Here is a 17,177-nt window from a genome sequence, read left to right on the forward strand (position 1 = left end):
AAGATATTTGACATCCTTTCATACAGCAGATTATTGCGTATATTTGAGAGACGCGAGGAACCTGAGTGAAAATTTACAATTGTATCTTATTTAAAAAAGTTGGAGAAACTTGTGTTTAGAACAGTTTTATTGCGTTTGCTACAAAAACAAGAATAATTTAAATTATGAAAAAGGTTCTCTTAACATTGGTCATGTTAACATCTCCATTTGTTATTTTTCATTCGAAGGCTCAAACACAAAAAATCAATAAAATTGATTTTTTCGATACTGTCGTAAACAATCATCATCAAATCTTTCCATTCTCAGGTATTCCTTCAGCTATCGAAATGGTGCTAAAGTATTGTAAGGTAGTGAATTTTGATTTTGACAACTTGCAAAATGAATGGCAAAACAAAACGGATGGTTCGTTCGCTGACTTTGACAAGAAAGAATTATACGGAATTACTTTCTCGCAAAAATTTGTTGTGCCTCGTGATGCAAGTTTTCCGATAGACAGTCTTTTTCAAACCATAGAAAATGAATTGAAGTCTGGTAAAAAAGTAATTATCGCACTGCAAATGGAAGCGGGCTGGCCTATTTTTGTCGTCTATAAACAAACTCCAGATGGCGAATTTGTTTCATACAGCAAACATGGAAGCCATACCTTAATCATTAGAAATACAAAAGAAATTGTGAAAAAGTCTAACGGTACAGAAATCATGACTTACAGCATTTCTCCTCGTTTGTAGTGAGAGGTAAGAATGCCCTATGGTACAGACTTGTAGCCTGTTTATTATTCCTCCTAACAAAAAAATAAAAATAGATATATTTAAAAAAAGATGGAATATAAAGGCATTCTTTGTAAAAAACTGTTGCCAAATATATATATTAGTACAAACATTAAAATGAGCATGTTATGGGGAGTACAATATGTTTATTCACCAAGATTTCGACCGTTTAACACAGCTTTGGTAAAAACAATAATGATTTAAATTATGAAAAAGATTCTCTTAACATTGGTCATGTTCATATCCACATCTGTTATTTTTCATTCGAAGGCTCAAACACAAAAAATCGATAATTGTGATTTTTTTGATACTGTCGTAAATAACCACAATCAACTCTTTCAATTGTCTTGCATTCCATCAGCTGTCGAAATGGTACTAAAGTATTATGAAGTCGTAGATTTTGATTTTTACGACTTACAAAATGAATGGAAAAACAAAACTGATGGCTCTTTCCGTAATTTTGACAATAAAGAATTATACGGCATTACTTTTTCCCAAAAATTTGTTTTGCCTCGGGATGCAAACTTTCCGATAGACAGTCTTTTTCAAACTATAGAAAATGAATTGAAGTCTGGTAAAAAAGTGATTATCTCCCTTCCGGAGGACACAGGATGGCATATGTTTGTTATCTGCAACCAAACTCCGGATGGCGAATTTGTTTCATATAGCAAACTTGGAAGCCATACATTGATACTTAGAAATACAAAAGAAATTGTGAAAAAGTCTAACGGTACGGAAATCATGACTTACAGCACTCCCGCTCGTTTGTCGCGAGGAGGAAAATGACGCTACCTGATAATAAGACTGCTTACTCATCTGTTTTTAGTGCCTTAAAATGCACTATTCGATTAGAAAATAGAGTTGTTATATCATTTTGTCATTAAAAGTGTATTAAAATGCACTTTTAATGATATTTATAGTTTCAGTATCATTTTTCACCTTAAAAGAGCACTATACGGCTCTTTTGGTTGTTTTTGTTTTTTTTCCTGTATCTTTAAATAAAAAAGAGCCTTAAGATGCACTTAGATAAACTTATACAACTTGTAAAGTCCCGTAGAGAATCGCTTCAGGTAACACAGGAAATGTTAGCGGATCTATCAGGCGTAGGCTTGAGAACATTGAAACAATTCGAGAGTGGAAAAGGAAACCCAACATTGAGCACTTTACAAAAACTTGCAGATGCTTTGGGAATGGAGGTTGCACTTAAAGTCAAAGAGTTAAAGACTGATTTATGAGAGCCGCAAAAATATTATTTAAAAACATGGATGCCGGTATTTTGACCCAGCATGATGATGGTACATTTACCTTCCAATATCATGTTTCATGGGTAGACGATATTACCAAGCCACCGATCAGCCTTGGCCTCCCCAAAAAATATGCACCTTACGAATCCGAGTTTCTTTTTCCATTTTTTTATAACATGTTACCAGAGGGCTCGAATAAGCAAATCATTTGTCAGCTTAACCAGATTGATACCGACGATTATTTCGGGCTATTGTTGATTACGGCAAAAAATGATGCAATAGGTGCTGTCCGAGTACAAAAGATTAATGATATATGAACTTACCGCTTATCACACATTGTCCAGGAACTTTATCTCCAGACTACAGTACGTACAGCCGTAAGTGTCTTACCAAGGTATTTGACGGAAAAAAGGTCGATCATGTACTTCCTTTTGGTTCACCTGCCTCTGCTGACCCCAATCTTGAAGAAGAATTTGATCAGAATAGGCAAGTTATGTCAATTTCAGGAGTTCAGGAGAAATTTTCACTCTTATTGGATAAGAACAAGCTTAGGCTTATTCAAGAAGGGGAACAGGGTAGTTATATTCTGAAGCCTATTCCGAATGCCGGTACACGTAAAGACCAGATGCCCGCAAACGAGCATCTGACTATGCAGATGGCTAGACAGGTCTATGGTATTGATACGGCAGACAATGCACTGATCTTCTTCAATGACGGTCAGCCGGCATATCTGACGAAACGGTTTGATCTAAACAAGGATGGTAGCAAGCTTGCCCAAGATGATTTCGCATCATTGGCAGGACGAACCCCCCAGACCCACGGTTCGGATTATAAATATCAGGGAAACTACCTGCAGATTTTCGAATTGATGCAACGGTTTGTGCCGGCTTATGCGATTGAAGCGACCAAATTATTGAAGCTTCTAATGTTCAATTATTTGTTCTCTAACGGTGATGCACATTTTAAGAATTTCTCATTACTGGAGACTACTTTGGGGGACTATCGGTTAAGTCCGGCCTATGATCTAGTCAACAGCCGTATCCACATTAAGGATAGTGATTTTGCTTTACATGACGGGTTATTGCCCAAAAATATTGCCCAGGGAAAAATACAGCATCAATTTGCCCTTCTCTCCGAAAAGGCGGGTATTCCGAAAAAGGCATTCGACAAAATGGTAGAAGTCATGATATCGAAGAAAGATTTGGTGGAAGAATTGACATTTGCTTCGTTTTTAGATGATACTACCAAGCGAAACTATTGGCAATCTTATCAGGGCAGATTAAAACAGCTTCTAAAAGCATGATGCTTGTTGTTTTGAACGATTTCATATTTAGCGTTTATTGCCTGGAGCAGTTGGTGCATGGTCTTTTCTGCGACGGATGCAATAGTTGCTAAGATACAGAATTGGCTAAATAGGCAATAAATCATGACAGATTAATTAAATATTAAGCAACTTGACTCTTGGGAATAGCCTTTCTATATTTGGAAACCGCAACACAGATAGACCAGTTCGTCTAGGGGTTAGTACGTTAGATTTTCATTCTAGAAACAGGGATTCGATTATTCACTAATTAATAGTGTTCACGTTTCGTGAATACTATGGGGTAACTCCGTACCATAGTGGAAATTGACTTAGCCTTGTCGGATCGTTCTTCGATCGTTTTAGTGTCGCATTTCGCTGACGAGTGAAGAACAATCGAAGTGTGACTGAACAATGACTGGCTCTATGGCAAACAAACTGCGGGAAAAAGTAGTTATTGGATAGAAGTGAGGCGCTAGTGTGCCAAATAACTATGAATTGGCTCACCAAAGGTAAGCTAGGTAGCCGTCGATTTTATGGTTAGTGTGCAACGGGAACGTGTCTTCGCGCTATGGCGGAGAGGTTTCGACGGGCGACGAAAGCGTTTAGACCTACGTCTAAGTGATTCAGACGCGAGGGGAAATGGCTTGGACAGTCGGGGAAATGGAATACACCAGTCACTGTGTGGTTCCGCACTGTGGCGGAGAGGTTTCGACGGACGACGAAAGCGTTTAGACCTACGTCTAAGTGATTCAGACGTGTGGGGAAATCATTTGGACAATCGGGAAAATGTAGCGGAATGGTATCTGAGTGATTTTGCTATGTGGCGAAATAGTAAAGCTCGTCGGGGGATTCGTTCCGCCATAGCGCGAAATGTGGGTCTTTACGACATTGGCCCGGAGCTTTGTTGCTCACAGGATTCGTTATGTGAATGAAAAAGGTTATAAAAACCTCTTTTCTTACGAAAAAAATGGGGTGATAATTTTTTAAATGCTTATTTTACTAAATGTTTTTGCATTTATTTATTTCGTCCGATAAATATTCGTTTTCTTTTTTTTAGTTGGATGTAGACTGTGATAAATAGAGTCAGATTTTTGTAGGTCACTTGATAGATTAGTGAGTTTTAAATCAGGATAATATCTCCATAGGATTTGTTTGACAAATTTCAATTCTAATCCGGTACTACTAATGAATTCATCGTCTTTTATCAAAATTTCATCTATAATGAAAGGAACAGAAGGAGCATCTAGTAGTATTTTATTGTACTCACTATTTCTAGAATGCTTCATTTTTAAGAACTCGCGAAAATCTTTTGGAACAGTTTGTAGCTCGGTCGTAAATTTTCTAAAATCAGCAATAAAAAAATCGCATGCTTTTTGAATTGTATTTGGAGCAAATTCATAATTCTTTTCTCCAGCTAAAATGTATTCAAGCCATCTTTTTGAAACTTCTAATATGTTTGCAAATACTTCGATAGTTAATCCACTTTTTTCAAAATGATTCTTGATGTTTTCAGACGTTATTTTAGCATTGTAGGCTTTCATAACTACAAAAGAATACTCAATATCAATTAATAATCCGCAAATAGTTTCTTTTTATTAATTAATTTTGTTATTTTTGATTATTGATAATCAGATCAGTGTCTGATTATAGGTGTTGAGTACAAGAGTCTCTCGTGCAAATTCCGAGTTTTGCTAAGAACGAGACAGTAGGTCTTCAATGCCCGTAATGATATTTTGTGTATTTTTGATGCACACTATAGCGTTATGGGCCCTATTGTTTGTCGGTTCTATGGCCCTCGGAAGCCTGCACGGCGATAGCATAGGGCCTAGCTATAGTTTTTTAAGAGACTCGTTTAAATTAAAACTGCGAGTTATGAATTCTCAAAAACAACAATCAAAGAACATCATCAGCGCTCCCGAGTAGCTCGGAGGCGAGGTCATTGATATGACCATCCTATCTTGAAGCACGTGACGCCAATTAAATAACCTTGTATGAACTCTTTCAAACGTGCTTAGGTAAATCCAATTTCATTTTATTTTTTAACTGTTGAGCGTGGTGCTTGAGCCATAGATTTCTAGAGTCTATCGTACTTAACCATGCTGAACGACCAATCCTAATTAGCATGCAAGAAACTTGCAATAGGGAGAGCTATGTGCTGTCCCCAGGGGAAGAACTGCCTTTGTTTATGGCTGTTATAATATGTGTTCCGAGTAGTCACGGAAAACATATTATAACAGCTTTACAAGAACTAAGTTTAAGAGAAATCGAGTTGGAGCAGGCACAGAGGTGCCTAGGTGTAGCTTTGCTCCATCCTCAATTGCCACTTGGGCAAGAGGGAAGCTATTATTCATTATTGATCCACGCAGAAGGCGAGGGGAGTGCATTTACTGCAGTGGTGAAAAATGACCGTGCAGATACACTGCGTATATCGCTAGTCAACATGACGGTCTATGCATGCTACTTGTATGCATTATGTTATGCTTGGCTTAATCGATATGTTGGAAGCTTAAAGGGACGCAAGGAGGTAATTATAGATGTGGATGCAACGGATGATAGTACCTATGGAAAGCAGCAACTGTCCATGTTCAATGGGTATTACGGCCATTTTATGCTCAATGAACTATTTTTTCATGACGGTCAAACTGGGCAAATTATATTACCGGTTCTACGTCCAGGAAATAGCAATTCCACTAAGTGGTACGTTGGAATACTTAGAAGAGTAGTAAAGAAAATACGAGCTAGCTATCCAGAAATGAAAATTATAATCCGCACCGATAGTGGTTTTAGTTGCGCATCATTTTATAAACTTGTAGATGCTTTTACTCTTTATTTTGTAACTGGCCAAGCCGGCAACCCTGTATTTAAAAAGAAAAGTAGAGCGAAGCGTTCGTGCTGTTAAACATTTATATGTAGATCGAAATATAAAGCATCAGCACTTCGTATCTTTTGCTTACCAAGCTGGCACTTGACATAAAGCCCAAAGGGCTTATACCAAGGTAGAGATTACAGGTAAAGGACTGAACGTACGTCACTTTATCAGTAACCTAGAAGGCCAAGATGCAAGGGAGATTTACTTCGGTTTTTATGTAAAAAGAGGAGATGCTAGTGAAAATAGGATCAAAGAAGTAAAAAACATGTGCTTTTCAGACAGGTTATCTAATCACGGTTTTTTCGCTAACTTCTTCCGTCTTTTTCTTAGCTGCTTGGCTTACGAGATGTTCTTGCAATTGAAAAACAGAATCCAAAAAACAAAATCAGAAAAGGCTAAGAGGTGGCAAGTCAGCACAATAAGAACACATCTCTTAAAAATAGGCGCTACCATAAAAATTACTAAAAGACGAATATACTATCAATTATCCAAGGCCTTTGTTCATCAAAATTTATTCCGGGAGATAATTAATTGTAATCTTACCCTAACTAGCTACACCCAAAACTAAAAAATTCCAATCAGTGACCTCCTCCCAATTTCAGGGACATTGGAAAGTAGAAAAATTTGCTATTTTGACCTGATTTTCAATAAACATTTGAGGTGTTAAATCCCCTAAACAGCTATGGGGTCTGAAGGTATTATATTCGTTTCTCCAGTCTTCAATTTTCTGCTTGGCATCCTCCAACGAAAGGAACCAATTGGTGTTTAAGCATTCGTCTCGGAAGCTTCCGTTGAACGACTCAATATACGCATTATCCGTTGGTTTTCCAGGTCTTGAAAAGACAAGTTCAACTTTTTGTTCGTAGGCCCACCGATCCATTTTCTTTGAGATAAACTCTGATCCGTTATCCCCCTGAATTTTCTTTGGTTTAACTCCTTTAAACAACCTCAGCTCTTCCAGAACTTCTACAACCTGATAACCTTTTATCCCCTGTCCAACATGGATTGCCATGCATTTACGACTATAATTATCCACTATAGTTAAGCAGCGGATTTTCTTCCCATCGAACAGTGCGTCTGCTACGAAGTCCATGCTCCAGCAGTCATGTAAATTGGAAAACGAAGGTCTTTCAGAACGATTAGAGGCTGCTCTGCAGCGTCTCGGGCGTTTACTCCTTAAATTCAGACCTTCTTCCTTATAGATCCGATATACACGTTTATGGTTATCAGGCCAACCTTCACGACGTAAAAGAATATAAACACGCCAGAGACCATAACGCACGCGTGTTTCGGCTATATTACGTATCCTTAAGCGTAATGGAAGATCTTCGCGACGGTGGGCTTTATAGTACCAAACAGAAGTACTTAGTAGTGATACTTCGCATGCTTTCCGCAATGAAACCCGATAGTCCGCAATTAATCCCTTCACTATTTTTCTGCGTTGGGAAGGTCTCAATACTTTTTTTTAACACATCCTGTAACATCTGCTTATCCAAACTCAGATCGGCGACAAGTTTCTTCAATTGGATATTTTCTTCTTCAAGTTGGCGTAGTTTTCGGAGTTTAGAAATCCCAAGCCCTCCGTACTTCTTCTTCCAATTATAAAATGTAGCCTCGCTGATACCCATCTTACGGTAGACTTCCTCCACCCTGGTGCCCGTCTCGGACTGCTTGATCGCAAAGGTAATCTGAGCTTCGGTAAACTTCGATCTTTTCATCGTTTTTCCTCCTATTTAAAATTAGTAATTCTATCCTGAATTCTCTACTTTTAAATGCTCCAGTTTTTAGGGGGGAGGTCATAATCAGTACGCTTTTAAGAGAAATCTTAAAGGCTATGGGATACATATATCTTGTGCTCAAAAAAGTTATTTTTAGGGTAAAATCAATGTCTTAGACAAATGAAATTATACTTGAAAACATTGTTTGAAACTCAGAATCTATTGGAAAAAAGCATCCCAGAAATAATATCACCTAAAAACTAGGTTAGCAAAATAGGCGTGAATAATGAGGGTTAAGAAGTTCTTCGGTATTGAACCCACCAACGGCTCTTTTTAGGTAAGACCGCACTGTATTCTTACTCATTCCTAGACTGCGGGCAATTGTCTTTATGCCATTGCCGTCCTGATACAATCTAATTAATTGTTTTATCTGACTCATTTGTTTTGGTTTTCCAACCATCAGTTATCCAAATTATTTGATCACTAACTAACAAAAACTACTCGCAAAGGGGTCAGTATGCGCCAGCATATCCACCTAACTTCCGCACGCTCAGTTATAAGTCAAATTCTCTAGATATAAATTTTAAAGATTGTTTCTTTTTCTTTGGCTCTATTTGTTTGTTATAAAATACAAAGTCATCTATTCCTAGTTTGTACCTTAATTCTTCAATCTGTTCACGAAATAAGGCAATATCTCCATAGATTTCATTAAAAGAATTGACGGATTCCTTTTTTTTTATTAAACTCCATTTATCATCTATATTTATAGAACTTTTGAAACAAGCTCCGGCAAAGGCCAGACTAATCTTCGGGAGAACATTTAAGCGTTTTATATAAACTTCTCTTATTTGGTCAATCTTTAGAGCCATGGATTCTATTGTAAGATGTGGTGTATGAAAGAATGACAAACAGTAATTTAATCTCGATAACTGATAATCTTGGATTTCTTGTGGTAATGTAGTGCTTAAATACCATAGCTCAGGGAGTCTGCCGTCAAATGGAGGGATTAAAAGTTCAGGTCTACTTTTAATCTCTTCAGAAGAGTGGCGATAATATTCCATTAATTGTTCAAAATTATGATTAAATTTTTGGGACTGTAACAGTAGGCCATTTGTCGATCCTGGAGCTAAAAGACGTTCAATCTCGGGCTCTATTCCTCCTTTCGCCAGTCCAAGATGAATCCTGTCTGGAAACAAACTGCTAAGCATCTTATAATCTAACAAAGTCTTATAAACATTTCGATAAGACAATAATATTCCAGCTGTACCAATTGATATTCTATTTGTAGAGCCTGCTAACAGTGGTAAAAGAATATCAGGATTATACCACTGCGATCTCGCTAAATAATGCTCGCCTATCCAAAATCTTGAAAATTTATATTTATCAGCTTGTTGTGCATAAGGAATAATGTCATTGACAATGCTTTGTATCCCACTAAAAGATCCTAATTCCAATATACTGAGTGTTATTTTTCCCATAATTTTTAGATAGCTTCATTTGTAATTTAGTTCAAACAGATTAGTTAATATCTTAGTAAGGATTGAAAGTGTTCGAAAGATCCTCCCTCACTATATAGTAAAATATATTTGCTTGCTTTGAATTTTTATAAATATAATAAGTATTTCAACAAATTTATATTAAAGAAAAGGCGAATATTTGATACGTATTGCTTCTTAAATATTTGCCTTACATCAATTAACTACATAAAAAAAAAGAGAATACTTATCGTTATAATCAAAAGGATCAATCCATTCCCTTTTTAGTTTTCTCCAAAGGGTTTCGGCTACATTCAATTCCAGAAAATAAGTAGGCAGATTGAAAAAATAAAAATCTCTTTTGCGCCAACATTCAAGACGCTCTTTTACTTTTTTTCAATGATGAACTGAAGCATTATCCCAAACCACACAAGTTGGTTTATTGATTTCCAATGGTAAATTCTCGAAAAAATCAAATAAAAAATTAATGTCAATATTTCACTGAGTTACTCAAGAGTCATATTCGTTATCCAGACTTATGACTCCCAAAACGTTGACTTTAAAACCCTCTTATATAGGAATACATACCTATTTATCTGGAAATTTCTAACCGTAAGGAACATAATCTTCGCTACTAAAATGGCTCTCATCTCCATTATACAGATCGATATTCTGATTCTTTGAGAGCTTTTCCAATTCCAAAATCTGCTCTTTTTTAATTGCATATAAAACGGTATTGGCACTCCCCTGGATATTGTTTTTATGCATTTGTACCGTGCGTCAAAGCATTTAAAAACCGCTGAAGTGTGATGTTTGAAAGCTGTATCCCACCTCTTTTTCTATTGTCAGCCTTAGCCACAGAGAGTCTTTATCTGTTACTTTTTACTGTTTCAATCACTAAATCCGTATCGTTTTCTTTGCTCAAAATGGACTTTCTTCCTCAAAAAGATTGTATCCGAATACTCTTAGCATTGAATTTTGCCGTCCAATTATTGACGCTCATCGAACAGATTTTTAAAATATCGCGAACTTTCTGAGAACTTTGCTCTTCTGATTTCAATAAAATCAATTGGTAACGACTTCAAAAGAAATGATTCTTATCGCTCCGATAAGTTTTTTCTAACTTTCTTTTTAATTCTTCGTCCAAAATTGACCGATTGCTTCTACCCATTCTAAAATACAAAATTCTCTAATATATTTTAGAGGAAATACTTGAACTAATTAAGTTAAATGTATTTTGAAAGACTATTAATGAAATATTTTTTCATTTCTTCGATTAAATTCATTATTTTCAAAGCAAGATTAAAATTTATTGAAAAATTAATTATATGATTCCAAAAATATTACATCAAATTGTTGGTAAAAAGTCTTCAGATTTGGTAAAGGAATGTATGGAAAGTTGGAGAAAGCTAACTAACTATGGCTTCGAAATAAAATACTGGGATGATGATAAATTGCTGGAGTTGATTGAACTTAGATACCCATCTGTTCTCAATACTTTCAAATCTGCAAGAAATCACGCAGAAGCGGCAGATATTGGGAGATACATTATCGTTTATAATGAAGGTGGATATTACTGCGATTGGGACATAAATTTGAATGATAAAGATCAATTTCTTGAACTTGTACAGCAAACACCTTCAGGATATTTATTATTAGATCCAATCAATAACGTCCCAGCTGCCGAACATTTTTCTGGAACTAAAAATGAACCATTTCTTCTATCTGTCATCAACGATATTGTTGAAACTTTTAATAGAGGAGAACAGGATCTAATGTTTACTCCCCAATATTCTGGTCCGTATAGGATGCTAAACTCTTTATTAAGACATAAGAATTCTTTACAGGATCTTCTAAACGTAAAAGAGGTGTTCGAATATGATTACATAGAAGCAAAATCCGCGATCGAATTCCAGAAATCAGGAATAATGACTCATTATTGGGAGCATTCGTGGTTTTAAGTAATACGCTGTCAAAAATCATTCCTTTTGTTTTTTTTAATATAGATATTTTGGTCTATGGATTTGTCCGTTAATACTTAAATAGTCCGAGGGACTAAAAATATTCAAAATGATTTAAGTGAAGATTACGAGTGACTTATAGCTAAATGAGAAACCTTTCTCTGTGTTGAATAAATAATTATTTCACTGACAAAAATAAAAATAATAGACATGATATTTCATCCTTCCGGATTAAGACAGGTTACTTTTGAAAGTAATGAAAAAGAAATTCAATTCCTAAGAACTCAATGGAAATTATATATGACTAATGTTCCAGATTATCCTAAATTTAAATATCGAGGAAAAGGAATTGTGTATACTGCAGGGGGAATTACATATACAATTTGTGCCTGGGTATCAATTTCTAGTCTAAGAAGCCAAGGATGTTTTCTTCCGATAGAATTGTGGTATATGGGTAATGAATTATCTACAGAAATGATTTATTTGTTTAAATCTTTAGATGTTGAATGTAAAAATTTTCATGATTATGGCGTATTCGAAGCGAAAGGATTTATTCTTAAGCCACTTGCGATTCTCTATTCAAATTTCGAAGAAGTACTCTTTTTAGATGCGGATAATATTTGTTATGGATCTCCTGATACGCTATTTGAAGATAAAAAATATAAGGAATTTGGAACAATTTTTTGGCCGGATTATTGGTATACTGGCGAAGATAATCCTATATGGAAAATAGTAAATTCTCCATACGATCAAATACATGAACAGGAAAGCGGACAAATATTGATTAACAAAGCAAAATGCTGGAATGCACTGAATCTTTGTATACACTTCAATAAATTAGGTGATGAATATTATTATAAAATGATTCTCGGTGATAAGGATACTTTTAAATTTGCTTGGATTGCTCTTGAAACAGAATTTTACATGGTTGAATATTATCCTGATTCTTGTGGTATAGTTTCTGAGGACGGAAATTTTTATGGAAATACAATTGTGCAATATAATTCAGAAGGAGAATTGTTTTTCCTCCACAAGAACTTATTAAAATGGGATATAACACTTGACTATGAAATTACCTGGCAACAAATCAAAAGTTTTAAACACGATGCGGAAATACAGCAAACTATCTTTGTTAAAAATAATACAGGTTTGATATCGCTTGATTTAGTTGGAGATGTTGAACTAATAGATTTCAGGGAGAATTATGGGACAATTGAAGATAATTGCAATGTGCATTTAAGAAATTTGAGAAACTTGCCCGAATTTTATCGTTTTGTCCAATATTCTCACTTTGCTACAAGACGATATTTGAATGGAATTAAATCTTAACAAGCAGATGCGATATTTTTCTAATAGGAATTAAATCCACAATTTACTAAATCATACATCTCATAGCGTTTTAAAGCTTTGAGATGCTTTTGGATACCATTTATAGCAGGAATCTAAATTTTAAATCTATAAATTTAAAGACTTAGTGAACGGTATTTTATTGCGAATAATTTTTTCACCTAGGTACTGCTCCTCTCGATTAATATTATGATCGTTATTAGGATGGAGTCTATATTCATACAATACATTTTCAATAAATCGTATTCTGTCAAAACCAGCAATTTCCATAAGTGGAAATAACAAAGCCATGTCATATGGCATTTTCAAAAAGTCTAATTTCGAATTTTTCAGATGTATAAAGTTTGGATCTAGTCTTTGAAATTCTTTAAATAGTTTATAGCGAAATGTCCGTAAATGTGACACTTTCCATTCACTTTTTCTTAACGTAGAAAAATCCTCAATAGAATACGCATTTCCTTCACAAATATAATTACCTAGGACTCTCACCGAACCATAAGTAAATAACAACGATTTATCATTGTATAGTTGATTAAGTATAGAAAACACATAATCGTGGGGAAGTTTATCATCAGCATCTATCAAACAAATAATATCGTCATCATCAAAGTCTTGATTTAAAAGTGTATCAACTATGCCCTTAAGGGCAAACTGTCGTATTGTACTTTCATTTATAGAAAACCTGGAATCCGTTATATAATTGCGTACCCCGCCGTCTGTGGAAGCGTCGTCTATAAGATGAACTTTAAAATTGGAATACTTTTGTTTTACAATAGAAGAGATATATGGCTCTATAAATGTTGAGACGTTTCTAAAAGGTGAGATAACATGAATTTTAAACTTTTTAAAATTGTGGGAATTATGCGCTAAAATAGCGATTGAATGCGGAGCGAGATTTTTGCAAAATGATAGCCAATCCTGGTTTTCCAGATTATCTATATGTTCTATTAGTGAAAGGGCGAAATTGAAAATAGGCCTAGTCAATATAAAAGAAGAGATCGATTTGATATCACATACTACTGCAATATTTTCATCAATCGATAATATCGACCCATATTCCACATCTATATAATATAGGTATATCTCTTGATCAACCAGATTAGTAATGATATCCTCCCAAGAAATCGACTTGGACAAGTTGTTTTCGTCATCATTTACTTTACAAAAAATAACGTCTTCTTCCATATCAATTGCCCAGAGAATTGAAGATTTCAATTTATGAAGAATAGTTCGCATATTTTTTTGGTTTTGCCTCTCTTTGGATGGAGAATTAATAGCAGAACAGTTTAATTTAACTATTGGAATCATCTTATTATTTAATTTTGTAGTGGATAAAGTATGCTGGTTTCAACATTTAGGTTAACCTAATACGCCTTTAGAATTCATGAATTCTAAAGTGAAAATTTTCTACCAAAGAGTGAATTTAAAGAGTAGGGTTTTTTAAGTAGAAATAATATAAACTATTTTGATATTGTATTTGTCTTACACTTACTCAAAACAAACATATGAATTCCGTTGCTAAATTAAAAGCTTTTTCTTCGCAGAGAAAAGATTGAAAATGGTTTTATGATATCTCATAATTACAATACCTTTATAAGAATATATTAAATAATCATAAGAACAAAGTTTTTTGTAGTAAATTTTGTTAATTAATGTTAAGAATACATTCGATTGATATACTTAATAATAAGATTCTATAAAATATTATACCTTTGGGATTATTTTAAGATGTGCTTTTACTAGAGATTTAGACTGACTGTTATGAAACTCGATCTTTTATTTTTAATCCCAATATTACAGTACAAAAGATTGTTAAAGTCAAGTGGTTTGAAATTACCCATAGAGGGTCAATCAATAATTTTTTAGAATATTATAACCCTTCTCCTGCAAACATAACTTTACCAAAGAACTTTGCTAGAAATAAATTATATGCAAAAAATAAAAATGATGAACAAAATTTTACTGCTGATACTTCTTAGCTGCGCTTCAATACAAACAACATTCGGACAAACGGTCAAGCATAGTTTAAAGGGGAAATTGTCGAACAATAATATTCCAATTTCTTCTTCTACAATTAAACTTAAGAACTTATTAAATGAGCAATTAGTTAATGGTGCCACTTCGAACGAAGAAGGTGATTTTAGTATCGATGGCATTTTATCAGGACAATTTTTACTTAGTATATCGTCTTTAGGATTTAACGAATATACGGACACTTTAAAATTCTTAGGAGATATTGATCTAGGCACAATTAATCTAGATGAAAGTTCAGAATATATTGATGAAGTGACGGTTTCTGTAAATCGTCCCAAATTTCACAGAGAAAAAGACAGATTAATTATGGATCTCTCAAAAGAGATTGTAGGAGTAAGTTCTCTCGTTTTATTGAATAGGCTACCGGGTGTTTTTGTACTTGGAGAGTCGATTTCAATAAAAGGAGTCTCGGGCGGGCGAGTTATGGTTAACGGTAAATTAATTAACTTGTCTGGTGAAGATCTCATGCAATATCTTTCAAGTCTACGTTCAGAAGATATAGAATCAATCGAAGTGATATATCAGGCTTCTGCAAAATATGACGCCAGTGGCAGTGGGGGAATAATTAATATAAAGCTGCGAAAAAATATCGAAGAAGGGCTGAGTGGTCGGATAGGTCTAGACTATTCAAATGGAGTAGGTAAATTTCCTGGATACTCTCCTTCAACTTCCTTTCAATATAAGAGGGGAAGATTTTCAACGAATTTAAACCTATCTTATTTAAAAGATAAGCAGTTTGAAAAATTAGACCAAAGTAGAAATATGCTTGATTCTTCGTTCTACCTTGCGAATAATTATGATGAATCAATCTATAGGAAAAAAAATATCAGGTTTTCAACTAATTATGCGATCAGCGAAAGAATTAATATTGGAATTGAATATACTGGAATGTTTAGTGAGCTAAGGGATACATTATCTTCAAATTCGCAATTACAGATGAAGGATAATATTAATTCTTTAGGTATCTTTTCGAGCTTGTCAAAAACAAATTTCTCCAATATAGGTTTAAATTACACTTGGGAGACAGATAGCTTAGGGTCAAAATTACAAATATTGAGTGATTTTGTCTATAATGGAAAAAGAAATAGAAATGAAACTATGAGTAGTCACTATCAGAACGAAACACATCTCTCTGATACTGCTTTTGTATTTTCAAATCCAAATAATGTTAAAATTATAACTGGAGATTTAAAGTATGATAAGATAATAGGTAAGTCATCAGTTTTATCTTTGGGATCTAAAATATCAAATACTAAAATTGAGAATAACAATTCCTACGAATTTCCAAATCTTAATAAAGCAGATTATAGTGAATTAAACTTTACTTATAATTACAATGAACTTATAACATCTGGTTACCTATTGCTAGAAACTAAATTTAAAGGAATTGATTTTAATCTAGGTGTAAGGATGGAAAATACAGAAGTAAAGGGTAAGGTTTCTGGAGCCAATCAGGACACGTCGATAACATCATCTTATTTAAACTTCTTTCCTTCATTTAGTAGTCAGTATGAGTGGGGAGAAAATGCTAAAAATGTCCTGATACTATCGGCCAATAGAAGAATAGACCGACCTTCGTATCTGGAATTGAATCCTTATAGATATTTTATCGATAATTATACGACTCAAACTGGTAACCCATATCTGACTCCGCAATATACCACATCTGCTGATTTAGGATATCTTTTTAGGCAACGCTATTATCTCTCATTAGGAGTTTACAAAACGAAAGATATTATGAATCAAGTTTTTATTACTAATACTAATGATGCAACGATGCTTATAACAAAGCAAAATGCTGGTGAAAAGAATGGAATGAATTTGACTTTAAGTATACCACATGACTTTTTCCCTTGGTGGAATTCATATAATAATTTTCAACTAAATAGGGCAAAGGTAAATTCATCTAACTTTTCATTTCTAAACAATTCATTTTTAATACAGACCAATCATGCCTTTTCCTTTCCGAAAAATTGGCAAGCGTCTTTGAATGCATTTTATACCAATGGAATGGTTGAAGGTAATATTGTTACTGATGATATTGCAAGTGTAGATTTAGCAATACAAAAGCGGACATTTAAGGATAAACTGCTTATAAAGGCGTCCGTAAGCGATTTATTTTATACCAGTGGTTATTCTGCAACTAGTCTCTATAATAACGATGTAATAAAAATAAAAAAGAGACATCAATCTAGGGTTTTCACAATTTCCTTATCTTATAATTTTAATTTCGGTCAGATTTTTGAATTTAAAGATGTAACCAAAAGCAATGATGATGAAAAAAATAGATTATAAAAGTGGAAGGCAGTTTTATAAATCTCATTCAAAGTTACGGTCAGTAAACGTGTGCCTATATCAGTGTAAATTTATTAAGATGAGCTACGCAATGTTCGGACATCGCTAAATAATTTACAAATGAAAATTATTGTATCAAAAAAATTACAACATTAAAGTTAATA

General features: G+C 34.3%; 17 protein-coding genes. 11 read left to right on the forward strand and 6 right to left on the reverse strand.

Annotation, left to right across the window (positions count from 1 at the left end):
* Nucleotides 1-164: 164 nt before the first annotated feature.
* From KO02_RS01320 to KO02_RS01345, 6 genes are all read left to right on the forward strand, one after another.
* Complete coding sequence (locus KO02_RS01320) at nt 165-728, forward strand: hypothetical protein (RefSeq protein ID WP_038695162.1); 564 nt, start codon at nt 165-167, stop codon at nt 726-728.
* Between the two features lie 246 nt (nt 729-974).
* Nucleotides 975-1,553, forward strand: a complete 579-nt coding sequence (locus tag KO02_RS01325; RefSeq protein ID WP_038695164.1) for a hypothetical protein — start codon at nt 975-977, stop codon at nt 1,551-1,553.
* Nucleotides 1,554-1,783: 230 nt separating this feature from the next.
* Nucleotides 1,784-2,002 (forward strand): helix-turn-helix domain-containing protein, encoded by a 219-nt coding sequence (locus tag KO02_RS01330; RefSeq protein WP_038695166.1) that lies wholly within the window; start codon nt 1,784-1,786, stop codon nt 2,000-2,002.
* Entirely contained in the window at nt 1,999-2,328 is a 330-nt protein-coding gene (locus KO02_RS01335) for a HipA N-terminal domain-containing protein (RefSeq protein ID WP_038695168.1), read from the forward strand. The genes KO02_RS01330 and KO02_RS01335 overlap by 4 nt, the downstream gene beginning before the upstream one ends.
* On the forward strand, nt 2,325-3,314 hold the full coding sequence (locus tag KO02_RS01340) for a HipA domain-containing protein (RefSeq protein WP_038695170.1): 990 nt from the start codon (nt 2,325-2,327) through the stop codon (nt 3,312-3,314). The genes KO02_RS01335 and KO02_RS01340 overlap by 4 nt, the downstream gene beginning before the upstream one ends.
* Before the next feature lie 533 nt (nt 3,315-3,847).
* A complete protein-coding gene (locus KO02_RS01345; protein ID WP_038695172.1) occupies nt 3,848-4,246 on the forward strand; it encodes a hypothetical protein in 399 nt (132 codons plus the stop codon).
* Nucleotides 4,247-4,333: 87 nt separating this feature from the next.
* Here KO02_RS01345 and KO02_RS01350 read toward each other — a convergent pair whose 3' ends face one another.
* Nucleotides 4,334-4,855, reverse strand: a complete 522-nt coding sequence (locus KO02_RS01350) for a hypothetical protein (protein WP_038695174.1) — start codon at nt 4,853-4,855, stop codon at nt 4,334-4,336.
* Nucleotides 4,856-5,436: 581 nt separating this feature from the next.
* Here KO02_RS01350 and KO02_RS24220 point away from each other — a divergent pair.
* Both KO02_RS24220 and KO02_RS24320 read left to right on the forward strand, forming a co-directional pair.
* A complete protein-coding gene (locus KO02_RS24220; protein ID WP_081918279.1) occupies nt 5,437-6,213 on the forward strand; it encodes a transposase in 777 nt (258 codons plus the stop codon).
* A 118-nt stretch (nt 6,214-6,331) separates the two neighbouring features.
* Nucleotides 6,332-6,751 carry a transposase gene (locus tag KO02_RS24320; RefSeq protein ID WP_410528207.1) on the forward strand — a complete coding sequence of 140 codons (420 nt, stop codon included), beginning with the start codon at nt 6,332-6,334 and terminating at the stop codon, nt 6,749-6,751.
* Nucleotides 6,752-6,781: 30 nt separating this feature from the next.
* Here the strand turns inward: KO02_RS24320 and KO02_RS23145 are convergent.
* The 4 genes from KO02_RS23145 to KO02_RS23700 all read right to left on the reverse strand — a co-directional run bounded on the left by KO02_RS23145 (nt 6,782) and on the right by KO02_RS23700 (nt 10,144).
* A protein-coding gene (locus tag KO02_RS23145) for an IS3 family transposase (protein WP_200878596.1) occupies nt 6,782-7,901 on the reverse strand; the annotation gives its coding sequence in 2 pieces (ribosomal slippage) (nt 6,782-7,649 and nt 7,648-7,901; 1,122 coding nt in all).
* A 265-nt stretch (nt 7,902-8,166) separates the two neighbouring features.
* Entirely contained in the window at nt 8,167-8,361 is a 195-nt protein-coding gene (locus KO02_RS01375) for a helix-turn-helix domain-containing protein (protein WP_038695180.1), read from the reverse strand.
* A gap of 94 nt (nt 8,362-8,455) precedes the next feature.
* A complete protein-coding gene (locus KO02_RS01380; RefSeq protein WP_038695183.1) occupies nt 8,456-9,379 on the reverse strand; it encodes an LLM class flavin-dependent oxidoreductase in 924 nt (307 codons plus the stop codon).
* Nucleotides 9,380-9,982: 603 nt separating this feature from the next.
* A complete protein-coding gene (locus KO02_RS23700) occupies nt 9,983-10,144 on the reverse strand; it encodes a hypothetical protein (protein ID WP_158500254.1) in 162 nt (53 codons plus the stop codon).
* Between the two features lie 560 nt (nt 10,145-10,704).
* Here KO02_RS23700 and KO02_RS01385 point away from each other — a divergent pair.
* Together KO02_RS01385 and KO02_RS01390 are read left to right on the forward strand one after the other, a co-directional pair.
* Nucleotides 10,705-11,337, forward strand: a complete 633-nt coding sequence (locus KO02_RS01385) for a glycosyltransferase family 32 protein (protein ID WP_038695184.1) — start codon at nt 10,705-10,707, stop codon at nt 11,335-11,337.
* 210 nt (nt 11,338-11,547) lie between these two features.
* Nucleotides 11,548-12,666, forward strand: a complete 1,119-nt coding sequence (locus KO02_RS01390) for a hypothetical protein (protein ID WP_051959722.1) — start codon at nt 11,548-11,550, stop codon at nt 12,664-12,666.
* A 126-nt stretch (nt 12,667-12,792) separates the two neighbouring features.
* Here the strand turns inward: KO02_RS01390 and KO02_RS01395 are convergent, their stop codons facing one another.
* Complete coding sequence (locus tag KO02_RS01395; protein WP_158500255.1) at nt 12,793-13,920, reverse strand: glycosyltransferase family A protein; 1,128 nt, start codon at nt 13,918-13,920, stop codon at nt 12,793-12,795.
* Nucleotides 13,921-14,613: 693 nt separating this feature from the next.
* Between KO02_RS01395 and KO02_RS01400 the strand changes: the two genes are divergently transcribed.
* Nucleotides 14,614-17,013 (forward strand): outer membrane beta-barrel protein, encoded by a 2,400-nt coding sequence (locus tag KO02_RS01400; RefSeq protein ID WP_038695190.1) that lies wholly within the window; start codon nt 14,614-14,616, stop codon nt 17,011-17,013.
* Nucleotides 17,014-17,177 lie beyond the last annotated feature (164 nt).

It is taken from the genome of Sphingobacterium sp. ML3W, from assembly GCF_000747525.1.
GTDB lineage: Bacteria > Bacteroidota > Bacteroidia > Sphingobacteriales > Sphingobacteriaceae > Sphingobacterium.